Here is a 16,215-nt window from a genome sequence, read left to right as displayed (position 1 = left end):
CGCCCGGACTGAGCCGACTCCAGGAGGTGATCGCTGTGCCAGATAGCGATCCTCCCAGTCGTGGCCGGGCCGACCGCCAGCCACGCTGAGCGTCACTCCGCCTGAGCTGGCCCGCTCCCCGCGCATCCCGCCACCGCCCTCCGGCCCACAAGCCGGGGTGGTCGATCCTGCGGGTGCCAACCGGAAGCCCCCCGGTCACGACTTCGTGTGTGCGCGTCCCCGATTCACTCCTCGCCGGCCCACCCGTGTCCCGGGCCGACGAACCGCTCACCCCGGAGCCTGTCATGAGCCGCTACGTCGCCCCGCTGGGTTTCACCCTCGCCGCCGTCTGGGTTGCCGTCCTCTTCGTCCTCGCCAGCGGCAACCACTGACCACCCACGCTCGTCGTCAGCCGAACCCGTGGGAGTCGTCGCCGCGTAGGCAGGGCCGGGGGCAGAGGGTGGGGTCAGAGCATGCGGGAGGACCAGAGGAGGCTGGTGGCGCCGGCGCAGAGGGCGAGCAGCAGCGCGATGCCCGCGTACCACTGGGTGATCTCGCGGGCTTCGGTGCGGAAGCCGATCGAGCTGCCCATGTCCTGGTACACCTGCTTCAGCTCGCTCACCGAGGCGGCCTCGTAGAAGTAGCCCTCGGTCGTCTCGGCCAGTGCGGCGAGCGCCATCCGGTCCACCGGTACCCGTTGCAGTTGTCCGCCGATGGCGACGTGCCCGGCGTCGGTGCCGAACGCGATGGTGGAGACCGGCACGTTCGCCGCCTGCGCCGCGGCGGCGGCCTCCTCCACCGACCGGCCGGCCGTGCGGAAGCCGTCGGAGAGCAGCACGATCCGGGCCGGCGGGATGCCGGCCGCGCCGTCGGCCGGGACCGACCGGATCGCCTCCAGGCAGGTGAAGACCGCCTCACCGGTCGCCGTCGCCTCGGCCAGCACCAGGCCGTCGATCGCGTTGGTCACCGCCGGGCGGTCCTTGGTCGGCGGCACCAGCACGTTCGCCGACTTGGCGAAGGAGACCAGGCCCACGTTGTACGTCTCGGGCAGTTCCCGGACGAACTGTTTGGCCGCCTCCTGGGCCCCTTCCAGCCGGGTCGGCGGCACGTCGTCGGCCTGCATCGACAGTGACACGTCGATGGCCAGCATGATGGTGGCGCGTTCCAGCGGTTCCCGGGTGTCCATCGCCGGGCGGGCCAGGGCGCCGGCCAGCACCAGCAGGGCGAGCAGGAACGCGGTCGCCGGCACGTGCCGGCGCCAGCCCAGCCCCTTCGGCGCCACGGTACGCAGCAGGTCCACGTTGGTGAACCGCATCGCGTACTCGCGGCGGCGCAGCTGACGCCAGACGTAGAGGGCGGCCAGGGCGAGCACCGGCAGTACGGCCAGCAGCCACCACGGTTGGAGCAGTCGGATCATCGTGTCGTCCCCCGGGTACGCGCGTGCCGTTGCGCGGCGACGAAGCGCACCATGTCCAGCAGCCAGTCTCGGTCCGTACGCAGTCGTAGGTGTGCGGCACCGGCGGCCCGCATCGCGGCGGAGATCTCCGCCCGTTGGGCGGCTGCCGCAGCCGCGTACCGGTGCCGCAGGCTCGGGTCGGCGGTCTGCACCTCGTGCAGTTGCCCGGTCTCCGGGTCGACGACCGGCAGCACCCCGACGTCGGGCAGTTCCAGTTCGCGCGGGTCGACCACCTCGATCGCCAGCACGTCGTGGCGTACCCGCAGCTTGCGCAGCGGGCGGGCCCACTGGGTCGGCGGGGCGAGGAAATCGGAGATGACCACCGCGACGCCACGCCGTCGGGGTGGGCGGTTGAGCATGTCCACAAGCGCGCCGAGGTCGCTGCGGCCGGGTCGGCTCTCGGTGGCGGCGATGGCGCGCAGCATGCCCTGCGCCTCCTTGCGCCCGGAGCGGGCCGGCATCCGGACCAGCCGCCCGGGCCCGACCGGCGCGGGTGCCGACCGGCGACCCCGGCGCGGCGCGGGCACCTCGTCGCCGCTGCCGACCACCGCGCCGATGCGGTTGCCGCCGCGTACGGTCAGATGGGTGATGGCCGCCGCCGCGGCGATCACCACGTCCCGCTTGAGCCATCGTCCGGTGCCGAAGTCCAGGCTCGCCGACAGGTCCACCGCCAGCCAGGTCTCCAGTTCCCGGTCGGCCACCGTACGCCGCACGTGCGGGGTGGTGGTGCGGGCGGTGACCGGCCAGTCCATCCGGCGTACGTCGTCGCCGGGGCGGTACTCCCGCGACTCCCCCGCCTCGCTGCCCGGCCCGGGCAGCAGGCCGGCGTAGTCGCCCTGCAACAGGCCGTCGAGCTTACGGGTGACGAGCAGTTGCAGCCGGGACAGCACCGCGCCGGAGCGGTTGTCCGTCGCGTCGGGTGCGCGTTGCCGGTGGCCGGCGGGAGGGGTGGTGGAGGTCACGGCCGCTGCCCGGGCCACCCCGAGGTCGGTGCCACCGCTGCCGGTGGCGTCGGGGTCGCCTGCTGCCGGGGCGCCACGGACGGCATCGGGATGGTCGACATCACCCGGTGCACCACGTGGTCGGCCGGCACGTCGTCGGCGAGCGCGTCGTAGCTGAGCACCAACCGGTGCCGCAGGATGTCCGGCGCGATGTCCTGCACGTCCTGCGGCAGGGCGTAGTCCCGGCCGCGCAGCAGGGCCAGCGCCCGGGTCGCCCGGACCAGCCCGAGCGAGGCCCGTGGGCTGGCACCGTACTGGATCAGTTGCGCCACGTCGGGCATGCCGTGCTCCGCAGGCGTACGCGTGGCCAGCACCAGCCGCACCGCGTAGTCGACAAGCGCGTTGTGTACGAACACCTGGTCGGCCTTGTTCTGCAGGGCGATCAGGTCGTCGGTGTCGAACACGGCGGTGGGCTCGGGTGGCGCGACACCCATCCGGTAGACGATCTCCCGCTCCTCGGCGTCGGTCGGGTAACCCACGACGATCTTCATGAGGAAGCGGTCCCGCTGCGCCTCCGGCAGCGGGTAGACCCCCTCCTGCTCGATCGGGTTCTGCGTCGCCATCACCAGGAACGGGTTCGGCACCCGGTGGCTCTCCCCGCCGATGGAGACCTGCCGCTCGCTCATCACCTCCAGCAGCGCCGACTGCACCTTGGCCGGTGCCCGGTTGATCTCGTCGGCGAGCAGGAAGTTGACGAAGACCGGGCCCAGCTCGACGTCGAACTTCTCGCTGGACTGCCGGTAGATCCGGGTACCCATGATGTCGGCCGGCACCAGGTCCGGGGTGAACTGCACCCGGGCGAACGAGCCACCGACGACCTTGGCCAGGGTTTCCACCGCGAGCGTCTTGGCCACCCCCGGCACGCCCTCCAGCAGGCAGTGCCCCCGGGCGAGCAGGGCCACGAACATCCGCTCCACCATCCGGTCCTGCCCGACGATCACCCGTTTGATCTCGAACAGGGCCCGCTCCAGCAGGCCCGCGTCCTGCGCCGGGGTGGTCGGCGCGCCGGGCGTCTGCGGCTGGGTCCCGTTCGGTGTCGGGGCGTCGGGCGTGGTCGGCTGGGCCACCGGTCCTCCACAGCATGAATCGGTCGTCGCGGCGTGTGCGCTACCAAGCCTCGCATGCCCGGCTCAGTACGGACGGCGGGAGCGACCGATTTTCGCCACGCCGTCCGTCGCCACGCCAATCGCCGATCACCAGTGGACAGATTGCGCCCCGGCGTGTGTACCATTCATCCGTCGCCGGGCGGCTTCCCCCGTGGCCGCCCGGCGCTCAATTCTTCTCCTCATTCGCCGACCTAGACTGGCCGGGATGAGCGAGCCCGATCCCTCCACCGCCACGACCCTGGTCTGTTCGGCCCGTGGCTGTCACGCCCCGGCCGAGTGGTCACTTCGGTGGAACAATCCGCGCCTGCACCAGCCCGAGCGACGCAAGACCTGGCTCGCCTGCAACGCGCACCGTGGCCATCTCGGCGATTTCCTCACCGCGCGGGGCTTCCTGCGCGAGGTCGCCCCGCTGGCCGAATCGCCTACGCTTCAAGAGTGGACGCGTACAAGGGAAGGCCCGTCCCGTGAGCGCGAGGAGTGAGCTTGCGAGCCCCGCAGTCGCGAACAGAGCCAGCACCGTGAGCGCGAGGAGTGAGCTTGCGAGCCCCGCAGTCGCGAACGAAAGGCGTGCCCCGTGAGCGGTGAGCAGGTGGGCGGCCAGGTGCCAGCGTCGGCTGCCGGGCAGCCCGGCCCACTTGAGCCGTGGCCGAACACCGTCCGGTGGCAGTCGATCTCGTCCGATCTGATCTGGGTGGAGTTGCTGCGCCTGTCCGGCGTGGTGGTCGTACTGTCGATCATGATCGGGGTCGCCTGGGGGTTCACCGGTGCCTGGCCCTTCGGCCTGGCGCTCGGCGTGGTCCTGGTGTTCGCCGTCTGGCGGGCGGTGACCATCGTCCGTGCGGTGCGCGCCTGGGGCTACGCCGAACGGGAGAACGACCTGCTGGTGCGGCACGGGCTGCTGGTCCGCCGGCTCTCCATCGTGCCGTACTCCCGGATGCAGTTCGTCGATGTCAGCGCGGGTCCGCTGGAGCGGGCCTTCGATCTGGCCACCGTGCAGCTGCACACCGCCGCGGCGGCGAGCGACGCCCGGGTGCCGGGTCTTCGGCCCGCGGAGGCGTCCCGGTTGCGCGATCGGCTCACGGCGCTCGGCGAGGACCGGGCGGAAGGGCTGTGAGCGACCACACCGGCTGGGACTCGGAGCGCGCCACGCCATCACCCGGCACCACACCGCCCTCCGATTCGCCGCCGGGTCTCCCCCCGGCCGGGCCACCACTCAGGCCACCAGCGGCCGCGCCACCACCCGTCGGGCCGCCGCCAGTCGGGCCGCCACCGGCAGGAGCGCCAGGAGGCTGGCCACCGGCGGGAGCGCCAGGAGGCTGGACACCAGCGGGGTGGCAGGCACCCGCTGGGCCACCGCCGGGGTGGCAGGCGCCGGCGGGGTATCCGCTCGGGTATGTGCCGGGTGCGGTGCCGCCGCAGTATCCACCCGACGGGTGGTCGGGGCAGCCGGGCACGGCGCAGACCCGACAGCGGCTGCATCCGTTGAGCCCGGTGCTGCACAGCGCGAGGTCGCTGGTGGTGGTCATCGCCGGGCTGTCCTGGTCGACGTTGTCCCGGGTCGGCTTCGGCTGGTTCGCGGCGATGGTGACCGTGATCGTCCTGGGCGCTGCGGTGCTGGCCGTGGTGAGTTGGTACAACACCGGCTACCAGGTGGTGGGCCGGGAGCTGCGGATCCACGAGGGGCTGCTCTGGCGGCGGACCCGCGCGATTCCGCTGGAACGCCTCCAGGCCGTCGAGGTCGTCCGGCCGCTGCTCGCGCAGCTGACCGGGCTGGCCGAACTGCGGCTGGAGGTGGTCGGCGGAGGCAAGACCGAGGCGCCGCTGGCCTTCCTCAGCGTCACCGAGGCGTCCGCGCTGCGGCAACGCCTGCTGTCGCTGGCGGGCCGACCGCCTGCCGGGGCACCGGCTGCCGGGGTGACAGGTGCCGCGCCACCGTACGCACCGACGGCGACGCCGAACGCCGAGCCGTCGACCGGCCGGCCACTGCACTCCGTACGCAATCAGGATCTGCTGGTCAGCCAGTTGCTGACCCCGCAGGCGTTCCTGCTGCCGTTCGGTGTGGTCTTCGTGGCCGCGCAGTTCCTGTCCGAGGGCACCTGGTCGTTCATCGCGGTGGCGAGCACGTTGACCGCGATGGCGGGCATCGTGTTGCAACCGGTGCGCCGGGTCCTCGACGACTGGCAGTTCCAACTGGCTCGCGACGACGACCGCCTGCGGATCCGCAACGGCCTGCTGGAGACCAGGGTGCAGACCGTACCGCTGCACCGGGTGCAGACCATCGGGGTGACCTGGCCGCTGCTCTGGCGGTTCAAGGGCTGGCTGCGGCTGCGCCTGGAGGTAGCGGGCTACACCGCCGGCGAGCCGGACCAACGCAGCCGGCCGGATCGCCTGCTGCCGGTCGGTGACCTGCCCACCGCCGAGGCGATCGTGGCCGAGGTGCTGCCGGGGGTCGACCTGTCGGCGCTGCCACTGACGCCGCCGCCGGAGCGGGCCCGCTGGCTCAACCCGCTCAGCCGTCGGGTGCTCGGCGCCGGCCTGACCGAGCAGGTCTTCGCAGTACGCTCCGGCCTGCTCACCCGCCAGGTGACGGTCGTGCCGTACGCCCGGTTGCAGAGCGTCCGGGTGGTGCAGGGGCCGTTGCAGCGCCGGCTGCGCCTGGCCACGGTGCACGCCGACACGGCGGGCGGGGCCGGGGCCGCGGCGGTGGACCGGGATCTCGCCGAGGCGTGGGCGCTGGCGGCGGAGTTGTCCGCGCGCGGTCACGCCGCCCGCCGCCAGGAGTGACCACGCGACACCGGCCGACGTCGGCGGGTCGCGGTTGTTCAGGCCCTGATCGAGCGTGATGGTGGCCGGCTACGCGCCCGGGTCGGGGCGAGCACCTACGCTGTGGCCATGCAGGAGCAGCCGGATCGTGTCCTGACGCCGGGCCTGGCGGCCCGGGTCGAGTTGACCGTCACCGACGACGACACCGCCCAGGCCGTCGGCTCCGGTGACGTACCTGTGCTCGGCACCCCACGGGTGCTCGCGCTGGCTGAGGCGGCGACGGTGGCGGCGACCGCCCGTCACCTGCCCGCCGGGACGACCACCGTCGGCACCCGCGTCGAACTGGAGCACCTGGCCGCGACACCGGTCGGTCGTACGGTGACGGCGCAGGCCCGACTGACGGCTGTCGACAAGCGGCGGCTGACCTTCGAGGTGACAGTCGTGGAGGGCGAGCAGACGGTCGCGCAGGGACGGGTGGAGCGGGTGGTGCTCGACCGGCAGCGCTTCATCGAGCGGGCGGGCCGGTCGTCATGAGCGGCAGTTTCGTCGAGGTCGCCGACCGGGTGCTGGTGCTGCGGGAGCCGTTGCTCGCGGTCAACGTCACGCTGGTGCTGGGCGACGGGGAGGCGCTGCTGGTCGACACCCTGTCCACCGTCGGGCAGGCGGTCGAGCTCCGCGCCGCCGTACGCGCGGTCACCGGTGATCCGTTGACCCTGGTCAACACCCATCACCACTTCGACCACTGCTTCGGCAACGCCACCCTCGCCGGCGACCCGCCGCGCCCGATCTGGGCGCATGAACTGGCCGCGACGGCGTTGCGCGACGACCCGGAACGGCTCCGCCGCGAGGCGTACGCGGAACTGCGCGACGAGCACCCCGAGCTGGCCGACGAACTGGCCGAGGTCACCGTGCTGGCACCCACCCACACCGTCCACACCGAGGCCACCCTCGACATCGGGGGCCGGCAGGTGGTGCTGCGCCATCCCGGTCGGGGGCACACCGACGCCGACCTGGTGGTGCACGTACCCGACGCCGACGTGCTGGTCGCCGGTGATCTGGTCGAGCAGTCCGGGCCGCCCGCATTCGAGGATTCCTACCCGTTGCAGTGGCCCGAGGCGGTGGCCGAACTGCTGCGCTGGACGACCGACTCGACGGTGGTGGTGCCGGGGCACGGTGCGCCGGTGGACACCGAGTTCGTCCGGGCACAGCACGCCCAGTTGGTCGAGCTGGCCTGGCTGATCCGGGCCGGGCACACCGGTTCGACGCCACCGGAACGGGTCGCCGCCGACGCACCGTTCCCGGCCCGCCCCGCGCTGCTGGCCGCCCACCGCGGCTACGCCGAATTGGACGGCACCGCCTGACCTGACGCCGGGCCCGCTCGGCCCGGTGCGGGGCGTGCCTGGCCCGGTCAGGTGGGGAAACGGTCGGCGACCTCGGCTCGGGTGGGCATGGCGACGGCGCCGCCGGCACGCTCGCAGACCAGCCCGGCGACGCGCAGCGCGAAGGCGACCCGCTCGGTCCACCCCGTCGGGTCGCTCGGCTCACCGGCGACCAGCAGGTCGGCGACGAGGGCGGCCAGCACCGAGTCACCCGCTCCGGTGGCGTCGACCGCGGTCACGCTCGGCGCCGGCACCCGTACCGGATCGGCACCGGCGGCGGCGAGCACCGCGCCGGCGGCACCGAGGGTGACCACGACGGTGCCCGCCCCCAGCTCCCGCAGGTAGGCGGCCACACCCTCGACCGGCTCGCCCGGATAGAGCGCCTCCGCGTCGGCGCTGCTCAGCTTGACCAGGTGTGCCCCGGCGGCGAACTCGGCGACCACCTCGCGCAGGGCGGCCAGGGCCGCCGGGTCGGACAGCAGCCGTGGCCGGACGTTGGGGTCGAACACCCGCAGGCCGGTCGCCAGCGACCAGGCCCGCCGCGCGGCGGCCAGCGGCCCCGGCGACAGCAGCACGATCGAGCCGCAGGAGAGCACGTCCGCGCCCTCGATCAGCGCGACGTCGAGGTCGTCCGGCTTCAACAGGGCGTACGACGGCGGATCGCCGTAGAAGCGGAAGTCCGGCTCGGCGCCGGTGAAGGTGGCCACGGCCAACGTGGTCGGTACGGCGGCGGTGACCGTGCCGGCCAGGCCGACCCCCGTGGTGGTGAGGAAGGTGCGGATCCGCTCGGCGAGGGCGTCGTCGCCGAGCGAGCCGACGAACTGCGCCGCACCACCGAGCCGGGCGATGCCCACCGCGACGTTCAGCGGGGCACCGCCGATGGCCTGCCGGTAGACCGGTACGCCGTCGCATTCCGTGTCGAGCAGGTCGACGAGGGCCTCGCCGAGCACCACCGCGTATCCCATCGAGCCGGTCCCTCCCGTCGGCAGTCGTGATGCTCAGGCTGGCACAGTGCGGGCGGCTCGGGCGCGCAAGCCGCGGTATTGGATGTGGGTGGAAATCGGACATCGAGAAATGACTATTGCGCCGTTGCGCCCGGCATGCTGGGATAGGTAGTGCCGGGTGACGCGGGGCTGCGCGCCACCGGCGCCGGGTTCATCGCACGCGAGGGCATTTACGCGTCGACCGAATGCTGACGGCACCCGCCTGTTGGGCCATCCGCCCTGGGCGCAGGTCGCCGCATCGATCGCATCCGCCACAGCAGCGGGTCAGACGTACCTCGTCACCCCGCGCGTTCCGGCGGGGCCACCAAACCGGTGTCCCCGCGAGTCAGGAGAACCTGTGCACCGTCCTCGTTTGGCCGCGATGTTCTTCGCGGCCGTCACCCTCGCTGCGAGCGCGGTCGTCGCCGTGACCGCCAGCCCCGACCCGGCCGCCGCGCACGGCGCGGCGATGACGCCGGGCGCCCGCACCTACCTCTGTTGGCGTGACGGCCTCTCCCCCACCGGCGAGATCCGTCCGCAGAACCCGGCCTGCTCGGCCGCGGTCGCGCAGAGCGGTGCGAACTCCCTGTACAACTGGTTCAGCGTGCTGCGCTCGGACGCCGGCGGTCGCACCACCGGCTTCATCCCCGACGGTCAGCTGTGCAGCGGCGGCGCCACCGGCTTCCGCGGCTTCGACCTGGCCCGCGACGACTGGCCGCTGACCCACCTGACCGCCGGCCGCACCATGGAGTTCCGGTACAGCAACTGGGCGCACCACCCGGGCACGTTCTACTTCTACGTGACCAAGAACAGCTGGAGCCCGAACCGCGCGCTGGCCTGGAGCGACCTGGAGGAGCAGCCGTTCCTGACGGTGACCAACCCGCCGCAGCGCGGCGCGGTCGGCACCAACGACGGCCACTACTACTTCACCGGCACGCTGCCGGCGAACAAGAGCGGTCGGCACATCATCTACTCCCGCTGGGTCCGCTCGGACAGCCAGGAGAACTTCTTCGGTTGCTCCGACGTGACCTTCGACGGCGGCAACGGTGAGGTGACCGGCATCGGCAACGGTGGCACGAACCCGCCGCCCACCACCCCGCCGCCGACCACCCCGCCGCCCACCACTCCTCCGCCGACCACTCCGCCGCCCACCACGCCGCCGCCGGCGGGTAACGGTGGCTGCTCGGCCACCTTCAAGGTGACCAACAGCTGGTCCGGTGGATTCCAGGGCGAGGTGGAGATCAAGAACACCGGCACCTCGCCGTTGAACGGCTGGGCTGCGAGCTGGACGTTGTCCAGCGGCCAGCAGATCAGCCAGGTCTGGAACGCGACGCACACCACGTCCGGATCGACCGTGACGGCCCGCAACGTGTCGTACAACGGCTCCCTCGGGGCCAACGGCACCACGAGCTTCGGCTTCCTTGCCAGTGGAAGCAGCTCGACTCCGACGGTCACCTGCTCCGCCAGCTGACCATCAAGCACCACGAAGGGGGCCCCGATCGGGGCCCCCTTCCGCTTGCACGTATCAGCGCCGGTTGAGCCTCAGCGCACCATCGAGCCGACGACGGGCTTGGTGAGCAGGGCGGACTGGTTGCGCTGGATGCCCGGGTCCAGGGTCTTCGCCACGAAGATCGCGTGCCAGATGCAGAAGATCAGCACGGTCCACACCTTGCGGGAGTGGTCGGCCTCCTCCCGCTTGTGCTCCTCCAGCAGCCGCAGCGCGTACGACAGGTCGAGCAGGTCACCGGCGCCCGAGGTGCTCAGCACGTGCCGGGCCCACTCGTACATCTCGCCGCGCAACCAGACCCGGGTCGGGGTCGGGAAGCCGAGCTTCTTGCGGTTGACGATGGCCGGTGGCACCACGCCCTGCAACGCCTGACGCATGGCGTACTTGGTGGCGTCGGAGCGCGGCGGCAGCTTCAGATCCACCGGGATCTTGGCCGCGACCTCGAAGACCGCGCGGTCGAGGAACGGCACCCGCACCTCAAGCGAGTGCGCCATCGAGATCCGGTCGGCCTTGACCAGGATGTCGCCGCGCAGCCAGGTGTAGAGGTCGACGTACTGCATCTTGGTGACGTCGTCGAGTTCGGTGCACTCGGCGTAGATCGGCGCGGTGACGTCGGTGTAGCGCACCGAGGGGTCGTAGCGACGCAGCAGGTGCTGCTTCTCCTCCTCGGTGAACATCCGCGCGTTGCCGTAGTAGCGCTGCTCGATCGGGGTGGTGCCGCGTTCCAGGAAGCTCTTGCCCTTGACGCCCTGCGGGATCGCCTTGGACACCGCCCGCAGGCCCTTCTGCACCCCGCCGGGCAGGCCGTTGACGCCGCTCAGCGAGAGCGGTTCGCGGTAGATCGTGTACCCGCCGAAGAACTCGTCGGCGCCCTCGCCGGAGAGCACCACCGTGACGTGCTCGGCGGCCTTCTTGGCGACGAAGTAGAGCGGCACCAGCGCGGGGTCGGCCACCGGGTCGTCCAGGTGCCAGACGATCTTCGGCAGCGCCTCGATCATGTCCTCCGGCCCGATCTTGGTCGGGATGGTGGTCACGTCGAGGTGCCGGGCCGATTCCTGGGCGACGTCGATCTCGGAGTAACCCGGCACGTCGTAACCGACGGTGAAGGTGAGGATGTTCGGGTTGAACTCCCGCGCCAGGGCCACCACCGCGGTGGAGTCGATCCCGCTGGACAGGAACGAGCCGACCGGCACGTCGGAGCGCATGTGCATGCGTACGCTCTCGCGCAGCGTCTCCCGGATCTCGTGGTAGAGCTTCTGCTCGTCGGCGACCGGGGCGGGTCGGAACACCGGGCGGTACCAGCGGCGTACGTCGATCCGCCCGCCCGGGGTCCAGGTGAGATACTCCCCCGACCCGATCCGGCTGATCTGCTTGTGCAGGGTGCCCGGCTCGGGGACGTACTGCAGGGTCAGGTAGTGGCTGAGGTTCGCCGTGTCGACCCCGGCGTCGCCGATGTGCGCGGAGTGCGCGAAGGGCAGCAGGGCCTTCTTCTCCGAGGCGAGGTAGAGCCCGTCGGCGGTCTCCAGGTAGTGCAGCGGCTTGATGCCGTAGTAGTCGCGGGCGCCGAACGCGCGGCGGGCCTGCCGGTCCCAGATGACGAAGGCGAACATGCCCCGTAGCCGGGTGAGCACCTGCTCGCCCCAGTAGTGGTAGCCGGCGACGATCACCTCGCCGTCACCGTTTGTGGCGAACCGGGCCCCGTGCTCGCGGATCAGCTCCTCGCGCAGCTCGATGTAGTTGTAGATCTCGCCGTTGAAGGTCAGCAGGTAACGCCCGTCGGCGTAGGGCAGCGGCTCGTGGCTGAGCGCGACGTCGATGATCGCCAACCGCTTGTGCGCGAACACCCCGTCCGCGTACCGACCGGTGGCGTCCCCGACCACCTCGACACCGGTCTCGTCCGGGCCGCGGTGGTGCAGGCATTCCAACGCTCCGGCGATGCTGTCGCGGTGAGCGGCGGCGTCGCCGCGTGCACTGAAAAAAGCCAGGAGTCCGCACATGTTTGCCATCTTTCCACGCGTACGAATCGGGCGTTGCGGCACGGGCGGGCTCGGCGGGCCGACCTCGCCGCGCGCCGTCCGGTGCGGTCTCCGGTGCGGTCTCGCGGGCCGCCCGGGGTGATCACCCCGGCCGGAACGAGCCGGATTCGCGGTACGGTCGGGGCCAGCAACTACATGAAGGGAGCGGGCATGACCGAGGAACGCACCGACGGCAAGCCGGCCGACGGCACCGAGTCACACGACCCGGACTTTCCCCCGGCGTTCCTGGCGTTCATGCGGCAGGGCTGGCGGGACACCACGCTGCCGGTCGGACCCCGACCGGAGGTGCCGAACTACGCCAAGCGCCGGGCCGCCCTGTCGGCCGCCTTCCCGGGCGAGACGCTGGTGATCCCCACCGGCGGGGAGAAGATCCGGGCCAACGACACCGAGTACCGGTTCCGTCCGGGCAGCGACTTCGCGTACCTGACCGGTGACCAGGACCCGGACAGCGTGCTGGTGATGCGGCCCAACGGTTCGGGGCACGACGCCATCCTGTACATGCGGCCGCGCAGCTCGCGGGAGAACGACGAGTTCTTCCGCAGCCGGCACGGCGAGCTGTGGGTGGGGCGGCGGCACACCCTTACCGAGAAGTCGACCGAGCTGGGCCTGCCCACCGTCGACCTGACCGAGCTGGACGGGGCGCTGGCCGACCTGGCCCCGGCGCGTACCCGGGTGTTGCGTGGGTTCGATCCGCGGGTGGACGCCGCGGTGCGCGCGTACGACGGTGCACGCGAGGAGGGCCAGCCGGCCCGGGACCGGGAGCTGGCCATCGCCATCTCCGAGCAGAAGCTCGTCAAGGACGAGTGGGAGATCGGCCAGCTGCAGGAGGCGATCGACGCCACCGTACGCGGCTTCGAGGACGTGGCCCGGGTGCTGCCGGCCGACCGCGGGGTCTCGGAGCGGCTGCTGGAGGGGATCTTCGCGCTGCGGGCCCGGCACGACGGCAACGACGTCGGCTACGGCTCGATCGTCGGTGCCGGCGAGCACGCCACGATCCTGCACTGGGTGCACAACCACGGCGTCACCCGACCGGGTGAGCTGCTGCTGATGGACATGGGTGTGGAGGGCCGCAACCTCTACACCGCCGACGTGACCCGGGTGCTGCCGGTCAACGGCCGGTTCACCGCTCTGCAGCGGCAGGTCTACGACATCGTGTACGCCTCGCAGCAGGCCGGCATCGACGCCATCAAGCCGGGCGTGGCCTTCAAGGAGGTCCACCTGACCTGCATGCGGGTGCTCGCCGAGGGGCTGGCCGACCTGGGGTTGCTGCCGGTGAGCGTGGACGAGGCGATGGACGAGACCTCCACCGTCTACCGCCGCTGGACGCTGCACGGGTTCGGGCACATGCTCGGCATCGACGTGCACGACTGCTCCAACGCCCGCAAGGAGGCCTACCGCGACGGCAGCCTCGGTGAGGGGTACGTGCTCACCGTCGAGCCGGGGTTGTACTTCCAGCCGGAGGACGACCTGGTCCCCGAGGAACTGCGCGGCATCGGCATCCGGATCGAGGACGACATCCTGGTCACCAGCTCCGGGGCGGTGAACCTGTCGGCCGGCCTGCCCCGCCGGTCCGACGAGGTGGAGACCTGGTTGGCCGCGCAGCGTGAGGCGGGGCCGCGACTGCCTGGCTGACCGCACCACGACCGCGACGGGCCCCGCCCGGCGGTGTGCGACGTTTCGTACGTCCAGCACACCCCGAGCGGGGCCCGTCCGTGTTCACCCTGGTCACCCGCTTCCTACCCAGGCTGGCATCTTGACCGGCAGATGCCCTGAATACATAAAATGTGGGGCTTCTTCGGATACGCCCTTGTCGCGAGGATCCTTCCCATACGGTGGTCGTCGGAGGCTGCAACCGATTTGTAGCTGCCCGCGCCTCCTTCGGGTGGTGCGAGCCCGTTTGGTAGCAGGAAAGGGCGGAAAGCTCTGATGTCCAACGACCTAACGACTCCCTCCGGCGAGGCCCCCATGGCCTCACCGAGACGAGGACGACGGAAGCTTTGGGTGGCCGCCGGGGTAGCCGGCTTGACCGGTGTCGTCGGCCTGGCCGCCGTGGGCGGCGTGGCCGCCCGTAACCAGAAGTCCGGCGAGCGGCAAGAGGCGTCGAACATGCCGGCGTCGGCGCCAAAGCAGCACGTCAGCGACGCGGACAAGGCCGAGGAGACCGGTGGCGAGGAGTCCGGCAAGGACGACCTGGGCAACCGGGCCGGCAAGGACGACCGGGACGGCAAGGGTAAGCGCTTCGAAGGCCGAGAACGGGTGAAGGAGGTGCCGTGCGACACCGACAAGCTGATCGACGCGATCACCCTGGCCAACCGGACCGACGGCGCGACCCTGAAGCTGGCCGAGCACTGCACCTACACGCTGACCCGGCACGACGAGTGGGGTAACGGCCTGCCACGGATCAACCAGCCGATCACCCTCAAGGGCGACAAAACCCGGATCGAGCGGGACCCGACGGCCAAGCCGTTCCGCATCCTCAACGTCGGCCCCGGCGGGGAACTCACCCTCAAGGGCCTGACCATCAAGGGCGGCCAGCTCAAGGACGACAAGAAGAAGGACGACTCGAAGCCCCGCGTACGGTGGGGGTCGAAGGGGGAAGCGACGGCCCCCACGGCCACGCCGGAGGCGGCTGACGCCGCGCCCGGGACACCGGCGGTCGCGCCTCAGGCGGCAGCCGCACCGGCAGCCGCGCCTCAGGCGGCAGCCGCGCCCGGAGCCGGGCCCGGTTCGGAGGCGACGCCGGCTCCCTGGCCCACCGGCGGGCACGGTCACACGCCCACCGAGGGCGCGGGCCTCCTGGTCCACCAGGGTGGTCGCGCCGTCGTCGAGCACAGCACCTTCGTACAGAACCACGCGGCCGGCGACGGCGGTGCCATCGCCAACTTCGGCGCCACGCGCATCGACCGGAGCCTGATCGAGCGCAACAGCGCTGGCGGCTTCGGCGGCGGCATCTTCAACGCCGGAACTCTCCAGGTCGAGGAGTCCGAGGTGGTTCGCAACAGCGCCGAGGAAGGCGGCGGCGGCATCGCCAACGGCTCGTCCGACAAGTACGGGATCGAGGGCGGCACCGTCTACATCTTCAAGAGCAAGATCAGCCACAACCGGACCGCGGGTGACGGTGGCGGCCTGGCCGACAACGGCGGGACCACCTCGGCCAGCCACAGCGAGTTCACCGACAACACCGCGGGCTCCGATGTCGGCGGTGTGCTCGCCAACGTCGACAGCCAGCTGACCCTCAAGCACGTGCTCGTCGCGAAGAACTCCACCCAGGGTCGCGCGGGCGGCATCGGCATCGGTGAGGGCACCAAGGCCGTCATCGAGCACAGCCTCGTCAAGGAGAACGTCTCCGACGGCGACGGTGGCGGAATCTTCAACTTCGGTTTCACCGTGCTGCGGGACACCGAGGTACTCGCCAACCAGGCGGTCGGCAGGTACGCACAGGCCGGCGGGATCTTCAACGACGGCGGCAAGGTCAGCCTGATCCGGTCGAAGGTGGCCTTCAACTTCTCCACCAAGAAGCCGGGCGGCATCTTCACCAACAACGACCGCGTCGAGATCGACAGCAAGTCCACGGTCATCGACAACCGCCCGACCAACTGCCTCGGCAGCCCGGTCATTCCGGACCGCTGCTTCGGCTGAGACACACCGAGAGCCAGACCACATAGCCGGAGGGCTCCTCCGGGCCGCCACCCGGCGCCCCGAAGGAGCCCTCCCCCAACCCCGCTCCCCAACCCCACAGTCGCGTTGATCAAGAAGTTTGCGTCACGAACTGCGAGGAGCACGACCAAAAGCTCTTGATCAGCCGCCGGCGCCGGGGGTGGGTTGAGGTGGGTGGGTTGCGGTGGCGGGACGGGTAATGACCCTAATGCGGGTTCGTTTCGCATTTGCCCGCGAGGTGAGGAAGATTCTCATACCGTGGGTTCTGGGAGCTACAACCGATTTGTAGCAGGGGACGCCCGCCTGAGGCGGAGCGACCCTGTCTGGTACGAGGAGAGGGCAGAGAGC

Annotated in this window: 15 protein-coding genes; 9 read left to right on the top strand and 6 right to left on the bottom strand. The window is 71.3% G+C overall.

Annotated elements, in window-relative coordinates:
- Window positions 1-209: 209 nt before the first annotated feature.
- The gene (locus EG812_RS29210) at window positions 210-371 is read left to right on the top strand and encodes a hypothetical protein (RefSeq protein WP_199743787.1); all 162 of its coding nucleotides are present in this window, start codon (window positions 210-212) and stop codon (window positions 369-371) included.
- Window positions 372-445: 74 nt separating this feature from the next.
- Here the strand turns inward: EG812_RS29210 and EG812_RS01785 are convergent, their stop codons facing one another.
- Genes EG812_RS01785 through EG812_RS01775 form a run of 3 tightly spaced genes read right to left on the bottom strand, consistent with a single transcriptional unit; the run spans window position 446 to window position 3,503 of the window.
- Window positions 446-1,396 carry a VWA domain-containing protein gene (locus EG812_RS01785; protein ID WP_013734882.1) on the bottom strand — a complete coding sequence of 317 codons (951 nt, stop codon included), beginning with the start codon at window positions 1,394-1,396 and terminating at the stop codon, window positions 446-448.
- Window positions 1,393-2,415, bottom strand: coding sequence for a DUF58 domain-containing protein (locus tag EG812_RS01780; RefSeq protein ID WP_013734883.1), 1,023 nt, complete (start codon window positions 2,413-2,415; stop codon window positions 1,393-1,395). Before EG812_RS01780 ends, EG812_RS01785 begins: the two co-directional genes overlap by 4 nt.
- Entirely contained in the window at window positions 2,394-3,503 is a 1,110-nt protein-coding gene (locus EG812_RS01775) for an AAA family ATPase (RefSeq protein WP_013734884.1), read from the bottom strand. Before EG812_RS01775 ends, EG812_RS01780 begins: the two co-directional genes overlap by 22 nt.
- Window positions 3,504-3,747: 244 nt before the next feature.
- Between EG812_RS01775 and EG812_RS01765 the strand changes: the two genes are divergently transcribed.
- Complete coding sequence (locus tag EG812_RS01765; protein ID WP_126710541.1) at window positions 3,748-4,023, top strand: hypothetical protein; 276 nt, start codon at window positions 3,748-3,750, stop codon at window positions 4,021-4,023.
- A gap of 93 nt (window positions 4,024-4,116) precedes the next feature.
- Window positions 4,117-4,656: a PH domain-containing protein gene (locus EG812_RS01760; protein WP_013734886.1), complete on the top strand. Its 540-nt coding sequence runs from the start codon at window positions 4,117-4,119 to the stop codon at window positions 4,654-4,656.
- A 99-nt stretch (window positions 4,657-4,755) separates the two neighbouring features.
- Here EG812_RS01760 and EG812_RS29870 read toward each other — a convergent pair whose 3' ends face one another.
- Complete coding sequence (locus EG812_RS29870; protein WP_013734887.1) at window positions 4,756-4,884, bottom strand: hypothetical protein; 129 nt, start codon at window positions 4,882-4,884, stop codon at window positions 4,756-4,758.
- Window positions 4,885-4,937: 53 nt separating this feature from the next.
- Here EG812_RS29870 and EG812_RS01755 point away from each other — a divergent pair, with 53 nt between their 5' ends.
- The 3 genes from EG812_RS01755 to EG812_RS01745 all read left to right on the top strand — a co-directional run bounded on the left by EG812_RS01755 (window position 4,938) and on the right by EG812_RS01745 (window position 7,666).
- Window positions 4,938-6,326 (top strand): PH domain-containing protein, encoded by a 1,389-nt coding sequence (locus tag EG812_RS01755; RefSeq protein ID WP_502697171.1) that lies wholly within the window; start codon window positions 4,938-4,940, stop codon window positions 6,324-6,326.
- A gap of 108 nt (window positions 6,327-6,434) precedes the next feature.
- Entirely contained in the window at window positions 6,435-6,839 is a 405-nt protein-coding gene (locus tag EG812_RS01750; protein WP_126710540.1) for a thioesterase family protein, read from the top strand.
- Entirely contained in the window at window positions 6,836-7,666 is an 831-nt protein-coding gene (locus EG812_RS01745) for an MBL fold metallo-hydrolase (protein ID WP_126710539.1), read from the top strand. The genes EG812_RS01750 and EG812_RS01745 overlap by 4 nt, the downstream gene beginning before the upstream one ends.
- 47 nt (window positions 7,667-7,713) lie before the next feature.
- Here the strand turns inward: EG812_RS01745 and EG812_RS01740 are convergent, their stop codons facing one another.
- Complete coding sequence (locus tag EG812_RS01740) at window positions 7,714-8,649, bottom strand: PfkB family carbohydrate kinase (RefSeq protein ID WP_126710538.1); 936 nt, start codon at window positions 8,647-8,649, stop codon at window positions 7,714-7,716.
- Between the two features lie 400 nt (window positions 8,650-9,049).
- On the opposite strand from EG812_RS01740, the gene EG812_RS01735 reads away from it, so the two are divergent.
- Window positions 9,050-10,138 (top strand): lytic polysaccharide monooxygenase auxiliary activity family 9 protein, encoded by a 1,089-nt coding sequence (locus EG812_RS01735; RefSeq protein ID WP_081476174.1) that lies wholly within the window; start codon window positions 9,050-9,052, stop codon window positions 10,136-10,138.
- Between the two features lie 71 nt (window positions 10,139-10,209).
- On the opposite strand, the gene asnB is transcribed toward EG812_RS01735, so the two are convergent.
- Window positions 10,210-12,171 (bottom strand): asparagine synthase (glutamine-hydrolyzing), encoded by a 1,962-nt coding sequence (asnB, locus tag EG812_RS01730; RefSeq protein ID WP_102657604.1) that lies wholly within the window; start codon window positions 12,169-12,171, stop codon window positions 10,210-10,212.
- A gap of 189 nt (window positions 12,172-12,360) precedes the next feature.
- Between asnB and EG812_RS01725 the strand changes: the two genes are divergently transcribed.
- Window positions 12,361-13,842, top strand: a complete 1,482-nt coding sequence (locus EG812_RS01725) for an aminopeptidase P family protein (protein WP_013734894.1) — start codon at window positions 12,361-12,363, stop codon at window positions 13,840-13,842.
- Between the two features lie 369 nt (window positions 13,843-14,211).
- Complete coding sequence (locus EG812_RS01720) at window positions 14,212-15,849, top strand: right-handed parallel beta-helix repeat-containing protein (protein ID WP_502697170.1); 1,638 nt, start codon at window positions 14,212-14,214, stop codon at window positions 15,847-15,849.
- Window positions 15,850-16,215: the final 366 nt, after the last annotated feature.

Source organism: Verrucosispora sp. FIM060022, assembly GCF_003977705.1.
Classification (GTDB): domain Bacteria; phylum Actinomycetota; class Actinomycetes; order Mycobacteriales; family Micromonosporaceae; genus Micromonospora; species Micromonospora gifhornensis.
This window is presented reverse-complemented; position numbering and strand designations above follow the sequence as displayed.